The organism is Pseudomonas sp. MYb193 (assembly GCF_002966775.1).
GTDB lineage: Bacteria > Pseudomonadota > Gammaproteobacteria > Pseudomonadales > Pseudomonadaceae > Aquipseudomonas > Aquipseudomonas paracarnis.
The window spans coordinates 4,851,166-4,874,008 of sequence record NZ_CP023269.1; the positions used below are offsets into that span (position 1 = coordinate 4,851,166).

The window sequence follows — 22,843 nt, forward strand, 5'->3', positions numbered from 1 at the left end:
TCAGGACGGCACCGCAGCATTCACCACGCTGAGCAGGCCCAGGCGCGATGCACGATTGACCGCACTGGTGACCGCTTTGAGGGAAGCGAGCAGGCTACTGCCATCGCGAGCGGCGCCGAACAGCAACTGGTTACCCACGCGAATTTCCACATAGGCCAACGCCTCAGCCTGGGCACCGTCACGGGTGGCATGTTCGTGGTAATCGGCGATATCAAAATGAATGCCACGCTGGGCAAACGCATCGACCAGCGCCGCCAGCGGGCCGTTGCCCTCGCCACTCAAGTCGATGCGCTGTGTACCTTGTTCAAGGGTGGCCTCCAGGTAAGTCACATCGCCCTCGCTCACCAGTTTGGGGGCTCGTAACGCGTAAGGCTTGCCCTGCTCCAGGTAATGCCGGGTGAAGCAGGCAAGGATCATCTCGCCACTGATTTCCTGGCCGGAGCCATCTGCTTCCTGTTGTACCAGGCTGCTGAACTCCATCTGCAAGCGACGCGGCATCACAATGCCGTGCTGCTCCAACAGATAGGCCACGCCCCCCTTGCCCGACTGGCTGTTCACGCGAATCACCGCTTCATAGCTACGGCCCATATCGGCAGGATCGATAGGCAGGTACGGCACTTCCCACATGCCCTGCGGATTGGCCTGGCGCGCCGCAAAGCCTTTTTTGATCGCGTCCTGGTGCGAGCCGGAGAACGCGGTAAACACCAACTCACCGGCGTAAGGGTGACGAGGATGGGTGGGCAACTGATTGCAGAACTCCACCTCACGCTGGACGTGCAGGATGTCGGAGAAATCCAACTGCGGATCGATGCCGCTGGTGTAGAGGTTCATCGCCAATGTGAGGATATCGACGTTGCCGGTACGCTCACCGTTACCGAACAACGTGCCCTCGACACGCTCGGCACCGGCCAGGCACGCCTGCTCCGCGGTGGAAACTCCAGTGCCCCGATCATTGTGCGGATGCACGCTGATGACCACACTGTCACGGCGACTGAAGTGCCGGCAGAACCATTCGATCTGGTCGGCGAAGACATTGGCGGTAGACACCTCCACGGTGGTGGGCAGATTCAGGATCATCTTGTTGCTCGGGGTCGGCCCGAACGTATCCGTCACCGCTTCACACACCTGCAATGCAAAATGCAGCTCGGTGAAGCAAAAGGTTTCCGGGGAATACTGGAACGTCCACTGCGTATCGGGGTTCGCGTCCATGTGCTGCTTGATCTCCCGAGTTGCCTGGGTAGCGATCTCGATGCAGCCCGCCTTGTCCACATTGAAGACAACGTCCCGAAACACCGGCGCCGTCGCATTGTAAACATGCACGATGGCGCGAGGCGCGCCCTTCAACGCCTCAAACGTGCGCGCGATGAGGTGGCTGCGCGCCTGGGTCATGACCTGAATCGTCACATCATCAGGAATCGAACCGCTTTCAATCAGCTCACGGACATAGTCAAAGTCGGTCTGCGAAGCGGCAGGAAAGCCCACCTCGATCTGCTTGAAACCGACCTTCACCAGCAAATCGAAGAAACGCCGCTTGCGCTCGGCATTCATCGGCTCGATCAACGCCTGGTTGCCATCACGCATATCCACACTGCACCAGGTGGGAGCGGCAGCCTGGACAGTGCTGGGCCAGGTGCGATCCGGCAGGTTGACCGTGGTGAAGTGGCGATATTTGCGGGAAGGGTCCTTGAGCATCATGGCGTTTCTCCTTTTTCAGCAGTTTGTTTGTGTCAGACACACCACCGGCAATGCCGACTGATTGGATCCAATACTAAACGAACATAGTTTGATACAAATTGCGTTGTTGAGTTTGCGGAATGAAAAAATTCAAAGAAAAATCCAAAAAGCTCAAAAAAACCGAAAAAATATTGCGAAAAGAAATAAAAACCAACAATCAAAGACCGGAAGTCAGGAGTTACCGGCAAAATCAGCAAAAAAGAACCTATCGCTTGGATGAACGGGCTGAGGGAGCCAGGGAAAACATTTCTGACGGGCAAAAAAAACCCGAGAACCTTACCTGTGTAAGGCTCTCGGGTTTTCTGAACACACTTGATTGGATACCTGTAGGTTACGTTCAGGACGACCAAAAAGGGGGACCAAAAAGGGGACAGATTTATTTACCATCATCCAACCTCGGCCGCCCTTGCCCTCGGGGCTCAATACGAACGCCTGCAATCCTCTCAACTTCTTCAATGAAACGAGCAGTTCCGGTAAGCTGCCCCCGTTGCAACGCCTCACGAATAATTTTCGTCTCATCACTCGAAACGGACTGCTTCACAAATAACTTATAATTTTCGCGGCGCTTCAGCGTTGTATCCCCCAATATGGAAAAACAAGCATCAACATCAAGCCAGTCACTATCAGGCACCAGCCCTGTGCGGGCCCTGTAACTTGACCATGGATAATCCGCCGCGTCAGCTACCATGCATGCACGAACCGGATTTAATTCAATGTACCGGCAGCAAGCTAGCAAGTAAGTCTCCGTTTGCACCACGCTTGATTTATACCGTCCCTCCCATAATGTACCTGTCCGCCCTTCTAACCTGTTTCGATACCGAGTGGCCCGAGCCGCGAGCGCCTTCATTAACTGCCCTAGCCCTGCAACCGAGTTACCCGGAGAAACCAGTAAATGGACATGATTAGTCATCAAACAGTAGGCGTATATTTTTATGCCAAATGCGTCCTTAAGCTCTCGAAGGTCTCTCACGTAGCGCTGGTAGTCCTCCTCGGCAGCAAAGATCACCTGGCGGTTGTGACCACGCTGTACAACATGATGAGGATAGTTGGGCAAAACGACATGTCCCACTCTGGGCATAGGTAACCTCCTTCCTTAGAGAATTACAGCCTAGCAAATGGGGAAAAAATAAATCTGTCCCCTTTTATCCAGTCCCCTTTTATCCAAAACCTTACCCGATGCTGATGCAAACGCGTTCGGCGGCAAGGGCCGAGGTCAGGAGAAATGGACAACCAAAGAAGGTTAAGTAAGTGCCATTCAAATCTGTCCCCTTTTTCTACTTCTTCCAAATACTAGTGCCTTTTTTTGTCTTTACGACTTTTCAGCCATGACAACATCCAAATACCCGCACCTACTGGAACCCCGCAGTAAGCAGCGACTTTCAGAGAGGCATTGATAACGCCAGCCTCAAGCGCCCAATGACCCAGCTTGAAATATGCAATCGTCGCCACGAGTAAATTACCGACAATACCTACCACAAAAAAAACCAGAAAAAAATACACAGCTAGCGTACCCAATAGGTACCAACCTACCGTTTTTGGCTTCACTTATTACTTCCCATATTAGATACACCACGACAAAAAGCAAAAAGGGGACAGATTTATTTACCACCATCCAACCTTGGCCGCCCTTGCCCTCGGCGCTCAATACGAACGCCTGCAATCCTCTCAACTTCTTCAATGAAACGAGCAGTTCCGGTAAGCTGCCCCCGTTGCAACGCCTCACGAATAATTTTCGTCTCATCACTCGAAACGGACTGCTTCACAAATAACTTATAATTTTCGCGGCGCTTCAGCGTTGTATCCCCCAATATGGAAAAACAAGCATCAACATCAAGCCAGTCACTATCAGGCACCAGCCCTGTGCGGGCACTGTAACTTGACCATGGATAATCCGCCGCGTCAGCTACCATGCATGCACGAACCGGATTTAATTCAATGTACCGGCAGCAAGCTAGCAAGTAAGTCTCCGTTTGCACCACGCTTGATTTATACCGTCCCTCCCATAATGTACCTGTCCGCCCTTCTAACCTGTTTCGATACCGAGTGGCCCGAGCCGCGAGCGCCTTCATTAACTGCCCTAGCCCTGCAACCGAGTTACCCGGAGAAACCAGTAAATGGACATGATTAGTCATCAAACAGTAGGCGTATATTTTTATGCCAAATGCGTCCTTAAGCTCTCGAAGGTCTCTCACGTAGCGCTGGTAGTCCTCCTCGGCAGCAAAGATCACCTGGCGGTTGTGACCACGCTGTACAACATGATGAGGATAGTTGGGCAAAACGACACGTCCCACTCTGGGCATAGGTAACCTCCTTCCTTAGAGAATTACAGCCTAGCAAATGGGAAAAAAATAAATCTGTCCCCTTTTTTCTCTTTTTTTCTGTCCCCTTTTTTTCTCTACTCCTTAGCAGTGGATACTGCGCGCCTTGTATCAATTAACCATTAAGAATACGCTTTAGTTCCTTTCTTGCCAAATGTCGGTTACTTTGTGAGACAGCCTTATCTACTGATAACTTCTTCAGGTCTTCTACAAAGGAAGCGACCTCTTGAGCCGAACTTTGCGCGACCCAAGAAATGGCAAGATTTATCCAATAATCAGAATCGTGCCTCAATCCAACCCTCACAACACTCATGTAGGGAAAGTCTAGTCCTAGAGCTAATTTAACGCTTTCAAAAGGTATCTCAAGTAATGAGATAACTCTTTTGAAATCTGACGAGCTAACCAAAGGCCATGTAGCTTCATCGCTTGATAGCTTCCAGCGACCAGACTCACATCTGCAAATTACGCCCCCCCCATCCAAAATAATTCTCTCAGAATCTTTCATACATTACATTCCAGGATGATGTTTGACATTGAGATCGTACTGCTTAAGAGTCTGCTCAAACTTAGCTCTGACCTCAGGTGTCCAATTTTTCCAGTAGTGCCCGCTAAACTCATTCGTTATCACCTCCCCGTTGGGTCCTCGCCGAAACATACCACCAACTAGAGCCGATCCGTCGGACTTTATAGTTTCTGCCAGCTGTTGATGAGGAGAGCCCCCAAGGTTAGTGGTAGGCTTACCGACAGCGAAAGTGCTAGTTTTAGGATCAAAAACAAACTCAATGGAACCGTTTTTTGTACTAGGAAAATAATTCTGTATAGCTTTAGATGATACAGACCCCGGCTCCAAGCCTAAAACCCCAGGCGCAGGGCCTGACCCCTGCCAGCTTGTGGGTGTTTTTACACCGCCAGTTTCGATTTTAACCTTACTCCAGTACGCCTCTGATTTACCAGCCTGCGCACCTGCTGTCTCACCCTCTCGAAGCGTAGGTTGCCTAGGACGCACGCCTCCAGCAACACCACCAGCTATGCCTGCAATATAAGGTTCATAGGTGTTAACCAACGTATGGAGCTTATCCAGATTCTCATACGCCCTAGCCTCCAATGTCTGCTTGTAGTTAAAACACACATCTGTTTGGCAGTTGAGCGATTTAAGCGCAAACAAACCACCTTCGAGCGTTGTTATCTGAGACTTTGCCCACGCCGGGCCAGCGGTTTTCATGGCCTCTTCATAATTTCCGAGGCTGATATCGTCGTACTTACCTGCCTTCCACGTTTTCTGCTGGCATGTCACGTCTTTCCCGCAGATATTCATATCTGCTACAAAATCGGCGGCATCTTCATGATTTAAGCTGTTGTAATTGGTGGCATTCTGAGCAGCCCATGCGGCAACTTGAAGATTTTTCGTGTCGGCGCCACCATCAACAACTGCTGCTGCAGCGACACCAATCAGTTGAGCGGCGGTGGTTAGAAAGACGTCCCGCTTCTCAGGGCTTATATCGGTAGCCAAGCGGCGTAGCTGATTTGCCAGTGCTTCGTTAGCTCCGGCGGCGATAGCCCCGCTAACAAAATCTCCTCCGGCCACCTCCGCGATAAATCCACCAACGAGCGCGTGGGTAGCTACTTTTTCGATACTGCCCGTCTTCAAACCTATTTCACCAACTGCGTTAAAGCTGGTGGCCGCCAATGTGTTGAATAAAACGCTGGTGAGCGCATCACCCAAATCGGCATCCTGCCCCAGCGCTTTTTTAAGCACGGCCGAGGTGCCGTTCTGTAGCGTCTGGTTGGCCGCAAACTGCCCTACGCCCTTCAGCGTATTAAGTTGTAAGTCGATTTTTCCGGAAGCTTGAGTCGTTTTACTTCCCGTCCAACCGTCAAAATATGCCGCCGTGAAACCTGCTGTGAGGCCAGATACTGCGTATCCCTTCATCGCATCAGACGAAGTGACATCTTTAAATACCGCGCCGAGGTTGCCGCGATTATTAACCGCACTCACCGTGGCATTAGTCGCAGCACCTGCGGCAATAGCGCCAGTGCCAGCAGCGACGCCAATACCAGCACCTGCGGTGGTCATTGCCCCCATAGCTGCAGGTCCAACAAATGCAGCCATCACAATCGCAATAATGATCTGCGACGCCGGCCCCAACCCCGAGTTGCTGTACTTGAAGCTGTCGTGAATCTCCTTGACCTGCCTCCAGTCCACATCCCCACGAGCCTCGGCCTCTTTAATCCAGGCCAATTGCGGATCGGCCTTGACCATCGCATCAATCGATTGGCTGACGGTTTGCTGGTTGACCTGCCTGACGTCGATTTTCAGGCCTTCCACCGCCTTGATCGCGATATTGCCCTCTGCCACCATTTGGGTCTGGCGCAGGGTCTCATCTGTATTGCCTTTACCTTTTGATGATGTCCAGAACGCATCTCCCTTGCTCTTCTCATGACTCTCCTGATGCAGATCCTTCACCGCCTCAAACTCAACCGCCCCTCCACTGACAATCGCAATATCCCCACCACTCTCAAGCTTCGCCGCCTGATACTTCTGATCCCCCCCACTCTCCAGCGTCAAATCCCCCCCAGTCTTGATCTCGCTCCCGACATTCTTCACATCGGTCACTTCATCACGCTGAGTTTTCTTGCTGCCCCAATTGCCCTTCTTGCTCATGTCATACAGCGAGTAGTGGCTGTCCTGCGCCGCCAGCATTTGCAGTTCGTTATCAGCGTGCACATAGGCTTCATTGCCCGCGCTGATTTTGCTGGCGACCAGGGTCAGGTCGGTGCCGGCGATGGCGATCAGGTCGCCGCCGGCTTTGAGTTCGGCGCTTTGTTGGGTGACGTCGTCCAGTTGAGTAGTGGTTTTGGTGCCGCCTTTTTTGCCTTTGGAGTAGTCGTGTTGTTCGTTGGCTGCGGCGGCCAGGGTCAGGTTTTCGCCGGCTTTGACGCTGAGGTCTTTGGCGGCGCTGACGGTGCTGGCGACCACGGCGATGTCGCGGCGCGCGTCGATGGCGAGGTTGCCGCCCACGTCCACACCGGAGGTGTGTTGCAGGATGGTTTGCTCGGTGCCGCTGATACGGCGGCGTTGGTAGGCGTAGTCGTCCTGTTCGGTCTGGCTGACGATCAGCACATCACGCCCTGCGGTTACGCTGGCGTTGCCACCGGCTTTCAGGTTGCTGCCGAGGTTGAGCACGTCGCGGCCGGCGTTCAGTTTGAGCGTGTCGGTGGCTTCGAAGCGGGAGGCTTCGCTGGCCACGTCGTTGCGCAGTTGGTAGCCCTGGCCGTCCTGTTTAAAGGTGGTGACGGTGCGTTCGTTGATGATGTCGCCGGTCACCGCGGTGGCGCTGATGTCGCGGCCATTGATGATGCCGCCACGGCTGTTGCGGATCGAGTCGGTGGCGAGCATTTCCAGGCGGTTGCCGGCTTGCATCAGGCCGCTGTTGTCGATGTTGCCGGCGACCATGCTGAGGTTGTTGGTGGCCCGCAGGGTGCCGCTGTTGTGCAGGTCGCCGCCGGTGACCAAGCTCACGTCCTGGCCTTGGATCAGCGCGCCGTTGGGGGCCAGGCGGTTGTTGGCCTGGGCCAGGTAGAGCACGGGGGTCAGGACTTTCTGGCCGTTGACCTCGGCTTCTTCCATCCACACGATGTCGTGGGTCAGCGCCGCCACTTGCTCGGCAGTCAGCGACACGCCCAGTTGCAGGTTGAGCGAGTCCTTGTTTGAATCATTTTTGAGGACGTAATGCCGTGTTCCCGAGCTTCGGACTTTTCCCACGACCTGCCGAGGTTGAGCCATAGGAAGTAACTTGGCTAGGATTCGCCGTCGCAGTAAATCCTGTGGCCGGGTGTCGCAACCTGAAGTAGTCTGAGGCGCGGTAGCGCCATAGCTCTGTAGCAGGCGCTTTTTTTATGCCTGCTTACCGCATCTATGGTGGACCGTGTGAGGCGGGCTTTTGCCCGGCCGGTACCCTCGGACACCGGTTTGCGACCCTCGCACGGTCCACCACCCACTCGTGTCGCAACGAAGGTGGTGGTCCCTTAACTGTCTGAGGACCGAGTGGATGTTTTCTACAAATCGAAACTGTCGAGTTATTGAAGTAAAAGTCGTGATGAGCTGTTCGCGCTCTGCCGTTGACGCTCATTCAATGTGTGGTGCATTGGAGTGTCGCTCATGAACACGAAAATAGATGATAATGATTTGCCTACCAGTGTTTTCAATGTGAGGTCAGACTTGAGCTCCGAAGAAGCATTAGTGAATGCGAGTGAGCTTTTGGCTTCGGCATCAGCTATGGCGAATGAACAAGCGTTTTCCTCAAGCGGATCACAGCGACTTCAAACCTTTGGTTTGGCCCAGCTAATCGAAAGCGCGCACCTTCTAGTGAACGATGCTTTGAAAAAAACAAACCCAGTAACCCTCTGATTATTAATAGAGAAAAATAGATGAGGGTAGGTTACCCAGTTTTACTCGAAAATCATGGCCTGCCCCATCTATCACTCAAACTTAATCAATTGAATTATTTACAAAAAAATGGTTTTTTATAGACCATCCGTCTTGGTTAACCATAAAGCTAGCAGCCCCCCCCCAAAAAAAAGAAAAAAATAAAACCACGTTATTAAAGAGCGAACCGCCAACAGACCAATCAAATAAAACCATCCCCCTTCCCCCTCAAAAGGGATGCAGAAAGGATGCAAAAACACCGGTGCAAAGCCGGTGTCAGTGGAGTAAGTTTAAGAGAACTCTATCTTGCACTCTGACAGAGGAATGGAGCGACCATCGCTAATAACAAATTGATCATCCTCGATTCGAGCCAGCAGCAACCCGAGACCCTCGGCACCGGCCTTAATATCCTTTCTCCAACCGTTAATATCTCCGTGATATATGACAGCGTGAAATAGTGGGCCACCTAACGGCGTAATGCTACACCCTGCTTCATTGATCCCACCACTAGTTGCGTTCGTAGGATCGGCGAAGCATGTGATATTTTTAAATTGCTTTCGGAATTTATTTTTCCCATCATCAGAGAAATACATAGCCTCCCTGGTGGCTGCACCATCCGTCCCAGGGATGACTCTAGCATCAGACCTTTCGAGCTTCCCACCTAAAATCTTCTCTAACTCATCTATCTGATTAGCCAACACATCACCTCAGTTTTTTACTGGCGTAATTACAAACTTAAAGTTTTTAACACCTGACTCACTAAATATTTTTGAGTAATGACTAGCCAACTCTGGACTATTCGTATGATAGATAACGCCACCCTCGAAGCCGGATGAGTATTTTTTTGCCTGATCTACCATTTTGGTCTGTTCAGCAGCCGACCAAGGCTTTGAGCCCACTGAGCTAGCAGGATTTCGGAGCGAGCTCCTCCAGTCCTCTACAAACTTAGCTTCAACAGCAGTCCGTTGCCCATTAACAATAGTCACATTATCAGCGACACCATTAACACGCTGCCCATTGACAATAGTTGTGTACTGGCGCTCCGCATACGGGACATTACCATATACGTCTCGAAGTGCACCCTCGTAGCTTTGTGCTTTATCAATTGCACGCTTCCCAGTCACGACAACAGGACTGGTTGTCTCTAGGGCCGTTGCTGCGCCTTTTGCAGCGACGCCACCTCCACTCGGCCTCATTCCTCCAAGTGATGCGCCTAGCAGTGTACCAGCAGCAGCGTCCCAGAATGAAGACTGGTCGCCATCCCGCAATGCCGCCAGTTCCGTGGCTATCGTTAAAGTCGCAGTGGTGTTATTGCTGATGATAATAGCCGCAATCGTAGTGGCCTCACTGGTATGACCTTGTGCATAGAGCGATTTGGCCAACTCACGCAGCTTGGGCTCATCCGCGATTAAACGATTTGATGCTGCATCGCATGCGGCGGGAGCAGCTTGGCAAACCGATCGCAGCTCCCCGTTTCTAGCTTCGTCAAGTTGCGCGTAGCGGGCACGAACCTCATTTTTCTCAGCCTCGGTTTTCTTACTAGCAACCTCCTCAGTCATCTCCTCCACTTCTTGGTGAAACAGATAGTTGTACTGCGTTGCGTTACCCGCTACCCATGCCCCCGTTTGCAGATTTTTAGCATCGGCATCGCCTTGTACCGAAGCCGCAAGCACACCAAGCAACTGCGAGTTCATGACCAGCAAACCTTTCTTCTGGTCATCGGGCATGTCCGCGTAGTTCTTGGCGAGGCTATCCAGCAACGCCTCATTCACACCTGCAGCCAGAGCCCCTGTGCGGAAATCTCCTCCAGAAGCCTCAGCTGCCAACCCGCCCATCAAGGCATGTAGCCCAATCTTGGTAATGCCACCTTCTGCAAACCGGTTCTTGGAAACATCCCCGACCAGATTGAATCCATAAGCCGCAAATGCGTTAGCCAAACTATTCTGCAACGCGTCGCCAAGACGGGCTTCGCCCCCAAGCGCCCGATCCACCAATAGGGATGTTCCGTTTTGCAGTACTTGGTTGGCGGTGAACTGCCCCACGCCTTGCCAGGTGCTCAACGGACTTACGGTGGCTACTGCACCTGAGTTGGGGAGTGCAGTGGAAGTGCCCGTCTGAGTGCCGGTCCATTTGTCATAGACACCTGCAGTCAAGCCCGCAGTGACGCCGGACACCACGTAGCCTTTCATCGCGTCGCTGGAAGTGACATCCTTTAAGACGGTGCTCAGGTTTCCACGGTTATTGATGGCGCTGATCGCACCGTTACTCGCCATGCCAGCAAGCACGGTACTGCCCGCAGCATTGGCCCATCCGGCAGACGTGGCCGCAGTCCCAACAGCCGTGGCACTCGCCATCGATGTCCCCGAACCAGCTGCGGCAATTGCACCGCTGGCGGCTCCCATCGTGAAGTAGGTAACAATGATCGCGATGATGATCTGCGCGCCGGCGCCCAAGCCTGAATTGCTGTATTTGAAACTGTCGTGCAGCTCTTTAACCTGGCGCCAATCCACGTCTCCGCGCTGCTCGGCCTCTTTTAGCCAGGCCAGTTGCGGGTCGGCTTTGACCATCACATCAATCGTCTGACTAACCGTATTTTGATCGATCTGCTTGATGTCAATTTTCAAGCCATCGACGGCTTTAATCACGACGCTGCCTTCTGCAATCATCTGCGTCTGACGTAGCGTCTCGTCGGTATTCCCCTTGCCCTTGGAGCTGGTCCAGGCGAGGTCGCCCTTGCTCTTGGTGTGGCTCTCGTCATGCAGATCCTTCACTGCCTCAAACTCGACCGCCCCACCGCTGACAATCGCAATATCCCCACCACTCTCAAGCTTCGCCGCCTGATACTTCTGATCCCCACCACTCTCCAGTGTCAGATCCCCCCCAGTCTTGATCTCGCTCCCGACACTCTTCACATCGGTCACTTCATCACGCTGAGTTTTCTTGCTGCCCCAATTGCCCTTCTTGCTCATGTCATACAGCGAGTAGTGGCTGTCCTGCGCCGCCAGCATTTGCAGTTCGTTATCAGCGTGCACATAGGCTTCATTGCCCGCGCTGATTTTGCTGGCGACCAGGGTCAGGTCGGTGCCGGCGATGGCGATCAGGTCGCCGCCGGCTTTGAGTTCGGCGCTTTGTTGGGTGACGTCGTCCAGTTGAGTAGTGGTTTTGGTGCCGCCTTTTTTGCCTTTGGAGTAGTCGTGTTGTTCGTTGGCTGCGGCGGCCAGGGTCAGGTTTTCGCCGGCTTTGACGCTGAGGTCTTTGGCGGCGCTGACGGTGCTGGCGACCACGGCGATGTCGCGGCGCGCGTCGATGGCGAGGTTGCCGCCCACGTCCACACCGGAGGTGTGTTGCAGGATGGTTTGCTCGGTGCCGCTGATACGGCGGCGTTGGTAGGCGTAGTCGTCCTGTTCGGTCTGGCTGACGATCAGCACATCACGCCCTGCGGTTACGCTGGCGTTGCCACCGGCTTTCAGGTTGCTGCCGAGGTTGAGCACGTCGCGGCCGGCGTTCAGTTTGAGCGTGTCGGTGGCTTCGAAGCGGGAGGCTTCGCTGGCCACGTCGTTGCGCAGTTGGTAGCCCTGGCCGTCCTGTTTAAAGGTGGTGACGGTGCGTTCGTTGATGATGTCGCCGGTCACCGCGGTGGCGCTGATGTCGCGGCCATTGATGATGCCGCCACGGCTGTTGCGGATCGAGTCGGTGGCGAGCATTTCCAGGCGGTTGCCGGCTTGCATCAGGCCGCTGTTGTCGATGTTGCCGGCGACCATGCTGAGGTTGTTGGTGGCCCGCAGGGTGCCGCTGTTGTGCAGGTCGCCGCCGGTGACCAAGCTCACGTCCTGGCCTTGGATCAGCGCGCCGTTGGGCGCCAGGCGGTTGTTGGCCTGGGCCAGGTAGAGCACGGGGGTCAGGACTTTTTCGCCGTTGACCTCGGCTTCTTCCATCCACACGATGTCGTGGGTCAGCGCCGCCACTTGCTCGGCGGTGAGGGATACGCCCAGTTGCAGGTTGAGCGAGTCCTTGTAAGAGATGGCGTTGTCCATCAGGTAACGGAACAGCTTGTCATCGCTGGCGAGGCCGTTGATGTAGCGCTGGCCGGTGCGGGCCACCACGGCTTCGCGGATCAGACGTTGCTCGTACAGGCCGTCGCCCAGGCGCTTCCAGCTAGCATCGGGGTTGTAGCCGAGTTTGCCGAGCAGATAGTCGGAGCTCATGAACTGCTTGAGGTCGGTGAGCGCCGGGTTGGTTTCGATCAGGTATTTGTGGCTGTTGTCCACCGGGGCGATGTCCGGCATTCCTTGAACGCGGGTGACGGAGGGCGCGCGGTTGTCCAACGCCAGCGGGCCCTGGCCGTTGACTGCACCGCTGACGGGCTGGCCGTCGAGGCTGAAACCGCGTTCTTGCACGGCGGTGTAGTCGAGGGTTTTTTCGCGGTCGGCGGCGGTGATGACACGCCCGTTGACGCTGAAGTCACCGGTAGCGGTGTCCGCTTTACCCGCTACACCCGCGTTCGCTGCCTGGCCGCTGAGGCGGAACAGGCCGTTCTGGCTGGTCGGCAAACTGAAGCCGGGCAAGGTCACCGGGTTGACTTGGCGTTGGGCCAGGTCTGGCGGTAACTGTGCGGTGATCGCCGGTTTTACCGTGGAGGCAAATACATCCGAGTTGGTGTTGCGGTTGGCCGCCGGGGTGTCGATGTTGGTGGCGTTCGGGCGGATGACGCTGTTGTTGATTTCTTTGGTTGCGTTAACGGTGACCGAACCGGCTGCCTGGATCACAGCTTGGGCGATCACGCTGCCAGAGGTGGGGACGGTGTAGTCGATAGGTGATGTGAAGAAGGTGTCCGAAAACCGCGTCTTCTCAATGAACTGGTCGAACGTGTACGCACCCGGCTTATAGTCACTTGAGTTGGGATCGTTGCTGCGGTTGAACTGATCGACTTCGCTCATCAGCAATGAGTAAGCAGACCGGTTTCGTGTGTAGTAGGCGTAACCGAAATTACGTTGCTCACCGCCGGCAGCGCCGGTGTTGTTCAGCACGTCGGTGTTGATCAGGATGTTTTTAGCGGCCGATACCGAGCTGTAGAGGTTATCGAAGGTCTGGCTGCCCACCGTCAGGTCGCCACCGGCATTGATGAATGCGGAGGCGGAGCTGCCTTTGATGACGTCCTCATAGGTTTCGACGCCGCTGAACTTCAGCTCGCAGCCTTTGCCTTTGCAGTAATCGTTGCCGTAGACACTGATGCTCCCGGAAACCAGGCTTTTTTCGGTGGTGAACTGGTCGCGCCGGTTGCTCAGGGTATCGGCCAGCAAACGCATATTGCCGTCGCTCTCCAGCGTACCGGAGACGTTTTCGATCTGCGCACTGCGCCCATTGGCATCGTCGCGGGCGATATCGAGGCCGCCCAGGCTGTAGACATCACCAAAGCGGTTGCTGAAGTCGTTGACCCGTAGGGTCATGTCCTCGCCGCTGAACAACAGGCCTTTTTCGTTGAGCAAATGGGTGGCGTTGAGGCGAACGCTCTCGGAGCCGCCCAGGGTGCCGTAGTTATTCAACGTGGCAGCGTTGACCGTCAGATCACCTACTGATGTGAGGCGACCACGGTTGTTCAGGACGTGGGTACCCGTGATTTGAGTAAGCGCGCCACCTGCAATACGACCATTCTCGCCCAGGTCCACGTTGGCCGCCGCGAGGGTCATATCGCCCAGGCTGCTGACCCGCCCGTTGCCGCTGTAGCCACCGGTGAGGATCAGCTTGAGGGTGCCGTCACTGGCCAGCAGGCCGTCGTTGGTCCAGGTGTCGCCCGTGCCGGTCAGGCTATGTGCGCCGAGCAATTGCCCGCTGGCGGTCTGGGTGAATTGGCCAATGTCGAGGTTCAGACGCCCGGCCTGGATCACGCTGCTGTTGGTCCAGCTTGCCGCCTTGATGTCCAGTTGGCCGTTGGTGACGAAGCTGCCGCCGGCGCGGGTGACTTGATCGGACGTGAGGTCGAATTTACCGCCGCCAGTGTGGACGATACGCCCGCCGTTGTTATCCAGGCTGGCCGCTTGCAGGTTGAGGGTTTCGTTGGCGCTTTCCAGCACGCCGAAGCGGTTATCGAACAGGCCCGTGGTGCGAATATCGGTGGTGCCAACACCGCCCATGGCGCGCACGTTACCGCTGACGTTATTGATGGTGTGCGCGGCGAGACGCAGGGTGTCGTCGCTTTCAATCAGGCCATAGCTGTTGCTGAGGGTGCCTGTCAGGCCAAAATCAATTACTCGGGCGCCGACCTTGCCACCATTACCGACCTCAGTGCCCTGGTTATCGAAGTTCGCTGCCGTGACTTTGAGCAAGGTGTCGGCATACACGCCGCCACCCTGGTTATTCAGGGTAGTGGTGACAATCTGGCTGTCACCGCCAAGGGCCGACAGATGCCCCAGTTGGTTGAGCAGCCCGCCTTTGGCTTCGATGTTCAACGACTGCGCCTGGGTGATGCCGCTGCCGTTGTTGAACAGCCCAGTGACCAGTTTGACCCAGCCCTTGCTGCTGTTGAGTACGCCACCGGCCGTGTTGGCTATGCTGGCGGTTTCCAGGTCCAGGTTGCCACTGAGGCTGTCGACGCGGCCGCCCTGGTTATTCAGGGCGCCACTGAGGCGCAGGCGGTTATCAGTCTGGCTTTGCAGCGTGCCTTGATAGTTGGTGAGGCTGCGGGCGGTAAGGTCGAGCTTGCCCTTCTGGCTGAACATCAGGCCGTCTTGCTGGTTGTGAACGTCACCGGCCAACAGCCTGAACACCAGGTCTTTCTGGCTGGCGAGTGTGCCTTTGGCGCTGTTATCCAGGTCGCCATTGGCGAGGGTCAGATCAAGGCGATCCTGGCTGACCAGTTGGCCGCCTCGGTTGTCCAGGCTGGCGGCGTTCAGCAACAGTGCTGCGCCACTGGCCAGGCGGGCGTTGTTGGCGTTGATCAGCGCACCACTGAGGGTGCCGTCAAGGGTGCCCTGGCTGATCAGTTGGCCGGCACTGTTATCCAGGCTCTGGCCGATAAGAGCGATGTTGCCGGCGTTGATCCGGCCAGCACGGTTGAGGATTTGGCTCTGGGCATTATTGAAGCCCAGGTGTTGAGCTGCGGAAATCAGGCCGTTGTTGCTGTTATCCAGGCGACCGGCAACGTTGAGGTCGACATCGGCCTGGCCGGAGATGATCCCCTGATCATTGTTCAGGCTGCCCGCGATAAGGGTTTGCTTCCCCTGGCTGACCAGGGCACCGGCTGCGTGGTTATCCAATACACCGGTGAGGTCGGTGTGCAGGGTGCCACTCTTGCTCGACAACGTGCCCTCGGCGCTGTTGTCGAGGCTATTGCCGACCACCGTCAAACCATTCCAGCCGGAGATCAAGCCCTTGTTGGCGTTGACCACGGTATCCGCTTCAAGACGCAATCGATCAGCGCTGAGGATGACCCCGCGATCACCGTTATCGATGCGTTTGGCGGCCACGGTAAATGCTGTTTGGCTGGAAATTTCACCTTGTTCGCGGTTGGCCAGGTTGGCCAGACGTGCGAACGTCAGTGGGCCTCTGGCGCTGATCAAGCCTGCGCTGTTATCGAGATTGCCGCCTTGCAGGTCGAGGGTTACGGCGCGCTCGCCGATCAAGCGGCCCTGACGCTGGATCAGCTGTTGGACGATGAGTTTCAAATCGCCCTTGGCTGAGATTTCGCCATCCAGGCTTGAGTCGACTGTTTGCCCGGTCAGGGTCAGGTCCGCCTGGCTGTTGATCAACCCGGCAGTGTTATCGAGGTTGGCAGTGGTCAGGTTCAGCGCCTGTTGGCTGCCGATCACACCCGCGCGGTTATCCACATTGGCGGCAGTGACTGTCTGGCTACCGTCGCTGACGATTCGTCCGCCCTGTTGATTGTCCAGCGCGCCGGTGTTTAGGGCCTGGTGGGTGCCCGCCGAGAGGCGGCCCTTGTCGCTGTTGTCCAACGAGCCTGCGTTAGTGGTCAAGGCTGTGGCAGCGGAAATCAGCCCTTGGTTATGGTTGTCCAGTGCGCCAGTGACCTTCAGGTCTAGCGCGCCCTGGCTCGCAAGTGCGCCACCGGCCTGGTTGTCCAGGCTGTCAGCCTGCACCTGCAGCAAGTTCTTCGCCGACAACACCCCTTCGAGGCTGTTATCCAGCGCCTTGGCGACGCGTACCTGAAGGCTGTCGCCACTGATGAGTTTGCCGCCCTGGTTGTTCAGGGCGTCGGTGGCCAACAGGAATGACTGGGTGCTGGAGATTTCACCGCTCTGGCTGTTGTCGACGCTGCCCAGGTTGCTCAACAGCAATTGGCCGGGAGTTGCGATCAGGCCGTGGTCGCGGTTGATCAGTTGCCCATGGTTCAAGTCCAGGTCGATGCTGGTATTGCTGACCAGTTCGCCACGGTCATGCTGATCCAGCCCGCTCAGGCTTGCCTTGACCGCTGACTTGGCGAAGATCGACCCTTGTTGGCTGTTGTCCAGTTGCCCCGCGTTAAGGGTGATCCCGGCGTCACTGCTGATGCTGCCGCGCTGGCTGTTGTCCAGGCCGGCGCTGTGCACGTCAACCTGTTGCTTGGCGCTGATCACGCCGCCCTGACTGTTGTTCAGCGCAGCGCTCACCAACGTGGCCGTGCCATCGGCCAGCAGTTTGCCCGCCTGATTGTTCAGTTGGCCCTGAGTGGTGATCGACAGCGCATTGGCCGCCGACACAATACCGCCCTGGGTGTTATCCAGGGTGCCAGCCTTGACGGTCAGCCCGCCCTCGCTCAGCAGCGTGCCCTGCCCTTGGTTGAGCAAGTCACCGGTCAGGCTAATGGTCAGGTCTTTTTGACTGGTAACGCGGCCACCCAGGCTGTTATCCAGCTGACCGCCATTCAACACAAGCCTCTCACGCCCCGCCAGCAAGCCTTTGCTCTGGTTGAGCAGGCGTTGCACCGTGAGGGTCAGGCCGCTGTCGCCAATGACTTTGCCGGTGGTGTTGTTCAGTTGGTCGGCAACTACCAGCACCTTGGCCTGGCTGGAGATCTCGCCCTGCTGGTTAAGGATGGTCTGGCTGCGCAGGTCCACGCCGTTGGTGGCAGCGATAAGGCCGCCATTGCGGTTATCCACGGACGTGCCGGTCAGGTTCAGCGCACCGTCGCTGACGAGTTCGCCCGCTTGTTGATTGAGCACACCGACGGTTGCCTGCAGGTCACCCTTGGCGCTGATGCGACCGGCGCTGTTTTCGAGCTGGTTGGCGTTGAGGGTCAGCGCACCATCGCTGCCCAACTTGCCGCCGTTGCTGTTGTTCAACTGATTTAGTTGTACGTGCGCTGCGGCCTTGGTGCTGATCACGCCCGCTTGGCTGTTATCCAGATCGCCGCCGGTGAGGGTCAGCGCGCCGTCGGCAATGACCAGGCCACCCTGGTTGATCAGGCTGTCGCCGTGCAACGCCAGGGTGGTTTTGCTGGACACCAGGCCGCCCTGGCTGTTGTTCAACTGCCCGGCGGTTATTTGTTGAGCCCCCTGGCTGACGAGGTTGCCTTCATTGCGATTGTCCAGCAGCCCGGCGACGGTCAGGTTCATCACGCCTTGGGCGGCGATGGAACCTTTGTCGCGGTTATCCAGGCTGGCCGCCTGTACTGTCAGGCTGGTCGCAGAGAAAATCCCCAGGCGGTTATCGATGGCACCGCTGGCGGTTACGTTGAGGTTGCTGCCCAGCAATTTGCCTGAACGGTTATCCAGGTTCGTGGCAATCACGGTTGTCTGGCTGGCAGAGATTTCACCCGCCTGGTTACTCAGTTGCCCTGCGGTTACACGGGCCTGCGCCTGGCTGGCGACCAGGCCGTTATCGTTAGTCAGTTGGCCGGCGTTGAGCGTCAGGTTCTTGAGGCCGATCACGCGACCGTTCTGGTTATCCAGCGCAGCGGTCACCGTAACGTCGGTGCTGTTTTCACTGTGCAGCAGACCGTTGGTGCGGTTATCCAGACCGGTGGCCGTGACCTTGAGCGAGTCCGTACCCAGTACACGACCTCCACGGTTGTCGAGTTGACCGGCGTTAATCACGGCGGTGGTACCGCTCAGAGTGCCGCCTTGATTGTTCAAGGTTTGGTTGGCCGTGGCGGTAAGGGTTCGGCTGGCAACCACGCTGCCGCTATTGCTCAGGTTTGCCGCGTGCAGACTGACATCGCCACCGGCATTGCGGCTTTCATCGGCGTTGACACCGGCTTCGATGATGCCGCTGTTGACCAGCGCCCCACCGCTGGTCACGGTGATGCTGTCGCGGGCCGCCAGGCTTTTCTGGTTGCTCAGGCCTGTCGTGGTTTGTACATCGACTCGCGTGCCGGCATACACCGCACCCGCAGCGTCCAATTGACCGGCCTTGATCACCACCGCTTCGCTGGCTTTGGCATTAGCCAAACTCAGTCGTCCGCTGGCATCGAGCTGAATATCACCGCCACTGGCCATTAACGTACCGTCGAGCTTCACGCCCACCCCGGCCTCGGTGCCCACCAGTTTGATCGCCCCGGCATACATCCCACCCAACGCCGTCGAATCAATCGCCAGCTCGGGCTTAGCGCTGCCGTCGTCGGCGCGGGCAGTGGCTTGCAGGCTTTTAGCATCGACGTCATTGCGCCCGGCAACCACACTCAAGTTGCGCGCATTGATCTGTGCGTTAATCCTGGCCGTGCGGGTGATGATTTCGAAGCGATCGACGTTATCGGCGTTCAAGCCCTGGCCGTCGATGGTCACGGCGCCGCCATCGACTTGGTAACGCTGCAGTTGGCCGCTTGCGTCGAGTATCGGTTTGCCGGTGGTCAGGGTGACGTTTGGGGTGTTGATGAAGCCGCAGCCGCTGCAAGTAATACCGTAGGGGTTGGCGACAATGACCTTGGCCGACTGTCCCGCCACTTCGGTGTAGCCGCGCAACTGGCTGGGGCTACCGCCGTTGACTTCGTTGAGGATGACGTTGGCGGCGCGGCCTTGCAGGTTCGGGTTGCCGAGGATGATGCCGCCCAGTTGCGTCGATTGGGTACGGTCGGTGGCGTTGTTGAGTATCACGCCGTTGGCGCCGACGTTGTAGTCCTTGAACTGGTTGTGGGACAGGCCACTGCCATTGGGGGCGGCGATGTTTACCACCGGCACGCCATTGCCCGCCTGGCCGACCGTGGTGCCCGGCGCGCTGACCACGATGCCTTCGGCCTGGGCCAGCAGCGGTTGCCAGAACAGCGCGTTGGCCAGGATCAGCGCCACGCCACGTTTGGGCAGGCCCAGGAACGCGTCACGGCTTTTCAGGGCAGCAGAAGGCTGGCGAACCAGGAAGGCAAATTGGCGAACATCCATTTCAAATTCTCGTTGCAACTGGGCGTTGAATTACAGGAAGAAATCCATGCGAAAGTAGATCGGTGCTTCGCGCTCAAGCAGCGCGGCCGGTCGTTCCAGCGAGTGGGCAAAGGTCACGCTGGTGCTCACGTGTTGGCCGCGGGCGAACAGCTCAAGGGAGTTGCTTGAGACGCGGCCGTGCACCTCGCCGTTGTAGCGACCATTGCGGATCACGCCCTGGTCGTAGCCCACGCTGGCACCGTACTCGCCGAACACCGGGCGCAGCCAACCGAGGGTCACCGGGCGGCTCCAGCGCAGGTCATTGCGCCAGTAACCGCCGCTGTCGCCGGTCAGTTGCTGATCCTTGTAGCCGCGTACCGACGCCGAGCCACCGAGGCTCATGCGCTGGGGGCTGAACAGCACGTCTTCGCTGCGTTGGCCGGTGGCCAGGCTGGTAAAACTGAACGACTCGCCCCACAGCGTGAAGGGTTGCAGGTAGCTGACGGTGGCGGTGTATTTGCGGTAGCGCGCATCCGGCACGCCAGGCAGGGGGTTGTGATTGCCTTGGGCGTCGAAGGCGCCGGTGCCGTTTTGCATGCCCACATCGACGTTGACGAACGCACTGCCGATACGACGACCATGGTTGATGCCCAACTGCAGTTCACTGAGGCGGTTGCTGCTCTCTTTGAGGCGGCTGCTATCGATGTAGTTGTTGGTGCGCAGGTGGGACAGGCCGACGTTGAGCGACGTCTTGCTCACGGCATCACGGTGGATCACCCGCTCAGCGCGTAACTGATGGTTTTCACTGTCACCGGTTTGCTTGAAGTCGAAACCGTCGCCCTGGACGACCGAACGGTAGTCGCTCTGGTTGTAGCTGTAGCTGAAGTTCCACCAGCCCCAGGGCACGTTGTAGTAGAGCATCGCGTTCTTGGAAGTTTTCTGATGGTCGCTGACCGCGTCATGGCCGCCGCGCAGAATCAGCTGATCGGCCAGGCCCAGCGGGCTGTCCCATTCAAAGCCGGTGCCCCACTGCTGTTCGCCGGTGCTTTTCTGGCCGTCGTTGTTACGTGAAAGGCTGGCGCGCCATGGCTTTTGCGGGTTGTTTTTGACCAATACCGAGCTGCCGCCCACGGCCTCGCCCGGGGTCAGCTCCATCTGGGCTTGATTGGACGGCAAGCGATTGAGTTGGTCGACGGCCTGCTCGATTTCTCGCAGGTTCAATATCTCGCCGCTTTTGCCGGGAAAGGCCATGGCCAGCTCGCGGTCCGTCAACTTGCTGTTGTCGGCGCCCTTCAAGCCTTCGAGTTTGCCCTCCACCACCAGCACTTGCAGATGCCCCTTGGACATGTCCTGTTGCGGCAAGTAGGCGCGACTCGTCATCAGGCCTTTGTCGATGTAGAAGTCGGTGAGGTCTTTGAGCAGGGCGTTGAGTTGTGAGACGCCCAGGCATTGACCGGTGTACGGTTTGAGCAGACGCTCGCGTTCAGGGGCAGGCAGGTGGTCGGCCCCCTGGAGTTAAATGGTTTGGATCGGGAAGCAACGGCTGTCCACCGGGGCTGCTGGCGCTTCGGGCCTGGCCTCTTTGCCGGGCAGTTCCTTGAGTTGTTCAAGGCGGCGTTGCTGATCTTCCAACAGGCGGTTTTGCCGGTCGCGGATCAGGTCCTGATCACCCGGAAGGGTTGCCGCCATCACGCTGGGGGAGGCGAGGCAGACAAGCAGGGCAATGCTCAGTGAATACCGAGTCCGTGGCGGTTGGGAATTCATGTTCGATCCATCGAATTTACGAAGGGTGGCAAACTAACATCGACCGCCTTTCTCGCCAATAATCTGACCCACCTTTGGGTAACACCCTAAAAAAACTGTAACTAGCTGACAAATAAAGAAAATAATCGAATAAGAATGGATATTGCTTGAAGTTATTGGTTGTTTTCCGACCAGCGGTATCAGATTTGATACACATCGAGCACCCACACGAACGCCCGGACTATTGGGTCAGCACCGGTCCGCATATGAATATTTGAATTTAAGGAATTTTTGGACGACAACGGAAATTTGCGCAGACGTTGACCCAACGTCGACTCGGGCAGGCCAAATCACAGGCAAAAAAAAACCCGGAAATCCTCACTTGCGTGGGCCTTCCGGATTTTCTAAACCGCCAAAAATGGTGGGTCGTGTGGGATTCGAACCTACGACCAATTGGTTAAAAGCCAACTGCTCTACCAACTGAGCTAACGACCCGCTGTGTGGTGGCGCGTATAATACTGATTTCTAAGGATTATTCAACACCTTATTTTAAATAAATCAGAAAAAACGCATTTGAACGGTAATTCGGTGGGTAGAACGCCTAAAGCAGCCGCCGGATCAGCGCCCCGGCTCGTCGTTCCACAGGTACTTATGCAGCTGCAATTGCAGGCGTACCGGCAGGTTGTCCGCCACGACCCAATCCGCCAGGTCACGGGCATTCAGGTCGTGATGGCTTGGCGAGAACAGCACCTCACCCGCTCGACGCTCCAGGCCATACTGGATCAGCTTGGAGGTGGCCCAGTCATAATCGTCACGGGAACAGATGACGAACTTGACCTGATCGTTGGCCGTCAGCAAGTCCATGTTCTCGTAGCGGTTGCGGTGGGCTTCCTTGGAGTCCGGGGTCTTGAGGTCAACCACTCGGCTGACGCGCGGGTCGACCGCAGAAATGTCCAGGGCGCCGCTGGTTTCCAGTGAGACCTCGTAGCCGGCATCACACAGCTGTTTGAGCAACGGAATGGCGTTGGGTTGCGCCAGAGGCTCACCGCCCGTCACGCAGACGTAGCGCGGCCGGTAACCGGCAACCTGTTCCAGGATGTCGTCGAGGGTGCGCACGGTGCCGCCGCTGAAGGCGTAGGCGCTGTCACAGTATTGGCAGCGCAACGGGCAGCCGGTGAGCCGTACAAATACGGTGGGCAGGCCAGCAGTGCGCGTTTCACCCTGCAACGAGTAAAAGACTTCGGTAATACGTAATGTGTCTTGCATAGTCGCCACGGGCGTAACAGCTAAACAGGCTGTCCGCCTCCGTCAGGCACTTCAAGGGATTGCGCCAACGC

At 56.6% G+C, this 22,843-nt stretch carries 10 protein-coding genes, 1 tRNA gene and 1 pseudogene; 1 reads left to right on the top strand and 11 read right to left on the bottom strand.

What is annotated here, in order from left to right:
• The 6 genes from leuA to CLM72_RS22220 all read right to left on the bottom strand — a co-directional run bounded on the left by leuA (position 1) and on the right by CLM72_RS22220 (position 7,836).
• Positions 1–1,695, bottom strand: a complete 1,695-nt coding sequence (leuA, locus tag CLM72_RS22205; protein WP_105228184.1) for a 2-isopropylmalate synthase — start codon at positions 1,693–1,695, stop codon at positions 1–3.
• A gap of 415 nt (positions 1,696–2,110) precedes the next feature.
• Positions 2,111–2,812 carry a transposase gene (locus tag CLM72_RS22210; protein ID WP_105228186.1) on the bottom strand — a complete coding sequence of 234 codons (702 nt, stop codon included), beginning with the start codon at positions 2,810–2,812 and terminating at the stop codon, positions 2,111–2,113.
• A 212-nt stretch (positions 2,813–3,024) separates the two neighbouring features.
• Positions 3,025–3,279, bottom strand: a complete 255-nt coding sequence (locus CLM72_RS28845; protein ID WP_146120443.1) for a hypothetical protein — start codon at positions 3,277–3,279, stop codon at positions 3,025–3,027.
• Between the two features lie 53 nt (positions 3,280–3,332).
• Positions 3,333–4,034, bottom strand: a complete 702-nt coding sequence (locus tag CLM72_RS22215) for a transposase (protein ID WP_105228188.1) — start codon at positions 4,032–4,034, stop codon at positions 3,333–3,335.
• A 133-nt stretch (positions 4,035–4,167) separates the two neighbouring features.
• A complete protein-coding gene (locus CLM72_RS28850; RefSeq protein ID WP_127880968.1) occupies positions 4,168–4,557 on the bottom strand; it encodes a hypothetical protein in 390 nt (129 codons plus the stop codon).
• A 3-nt stretch (positions 4,558–4,560) separates the two neighbouring features.
• Positions 4,561–7,836 carry a DUF637 domain-containing protein gene (locus tag CLM72_RS22220; protein ID WP_105228190.1) on the bottom strand — a complete coding sequence of 1,092 codons (3,276 nt, stop codon included), beginning with the start codon at positions 7,834–7,836 and terminating at the stop codon, positions 4,561–4,563.
• A gap of 375 nt (positions 7,837–8,211) precedes the next feature.
• Between CLM72_RS22220 and CLM72_RS22225 the strand changes: the two genes are divergently transcribed.
• Entirely contained in the window at positions 8,212–8,460 is a 249-nt protein-coding gene (locus tag CLM72_RS22225) for a DUF6124 family protein (RefSeq protein WP_105228192.1), read from the top strand.
• Positions 8,461–8,768: 308 nt separating this feature from the next.
• Here CLM72_RS22225 and CLM72_RS22230 read toward each other — a convergent pair whose 3' ends face one another.
• The 5 genes and pseudogenes from CLM72_RS22230 to queE all read right to left on the bottom strand — a co-directional run bounded on the left by CLM72_RS22230 (position 8,769) and on the right by queE (position 22,772).
• On the bottom strand, positions 8,769–9,176 hold the full coding sequence (locus tag CLM72_RS22230) for a hypothetical protein (protein WP_078803706.1): 408 nt from the start codon (positions 9,174–9,176) through the stop codon (positions 8,769–8,771).
• Positions 9,177–9,185: 9 nt separating this feature from the next.
• The gene (locus CLM72_RS29460; protein ID WP_305888529.1) at positions 9,186–19,784 is read right to left on the bottom strand and encodes a filamentous hemagglutinin N-terminal domain-containing protein; all 10,599 of its coding nucleotides are present in this window, start codon (positions 19,782–19,784) and stop codon (positions 9,186–9,188) included.
• Positions 19,785–19,814: 30 nt separating this feature from the next.
• A pseudogene (locus CLM72_RS22240) lies at positions 19,815–21,527 on the bottom strand (ShlB/FhaC/HecB family hemolysin secretion/activation protein).
• Between the two features lie 398 nt (positions 21,528–21,925).
• Positions 21,926–22,001: transfer RNA gene (locus CLM72_RS22245), tRNA-Lys, on the bottom strand.
• A gap of 123 nt (positions 22,002–22,124) precedes the next feature.
• Positions 22,125–22,772 (bottom strand): 7-carboxy-7-deazaguanine synthase QueE, encoded by a 648-nt coding sequence (gene queE / locus CLM72_RS22250; RefSeq protein ID WP_034128580.1) that lies wholly within the window; start codon positions 22,770–22,772, stop codon positions 22,125–22,127.
• Positions 22,773–22,843 lie beyond the last annotated feature (71 nt).

Bases quoted from the DNA above. Each gene is read 5' to 3' on its own strand.
- leuA (WP_105228184.1), bottom strand. From the start codon at position 1,695: ATGATGCTCAAGGACCCTTCCCGCAAATATCGCCACTTCACCACGGTC.
- CLM72_RS22210 (WP_105228186.1), bottom strand. From the start codon at position 2,812: ATGCCCAGAGTGGGACATGTCGTTTTGCCCAACTATCCTCATCATGTT.
- CLM72_RS22215 (WP_105228188.1), bottom strand. From the start codon at position 4,034: ATGCCCAGAGTGGGACGTGTCGTTTTGCCCAACTATCCTCATCATGTT.
- CLM72_RS28850 (WP_127880968.1), bottom strand. From the start codon at position 4,557: ATGAAAGATTCTGAGAGAATTATTTTGGATGGGGGGGGCGTAATTTGC.
- CLM72_RS22220 (WP_105228190.1), bottom strand. From the start codon at position 7,836: ATGGCTCAACCTCGGCAGGTCGTGGGAAAAGTCCGAAGCTCGGGAACA.
- CLM72_RS22225 (WP_105228192.1), top strand. From the start codon at position 8,212: ATGAACACGAAAATAGATGATAATGATTTGCCTACCAGTGTTTTCAAT.
- CLM72_RS29460 (WP_305888529.1), bottom strand. From the start codon at position 19,784: ATGGATGTTCGCCAATTTGCCTTCCTGGTTCGCCAGCCTTCTGCTGCC.
- queE (WP_034128580.1), bottom strand. From the start codon at position 22,772: ATGCAAGACACATTACGTATTACCGAAGTCTTTTACTCGTTGCAGGGT.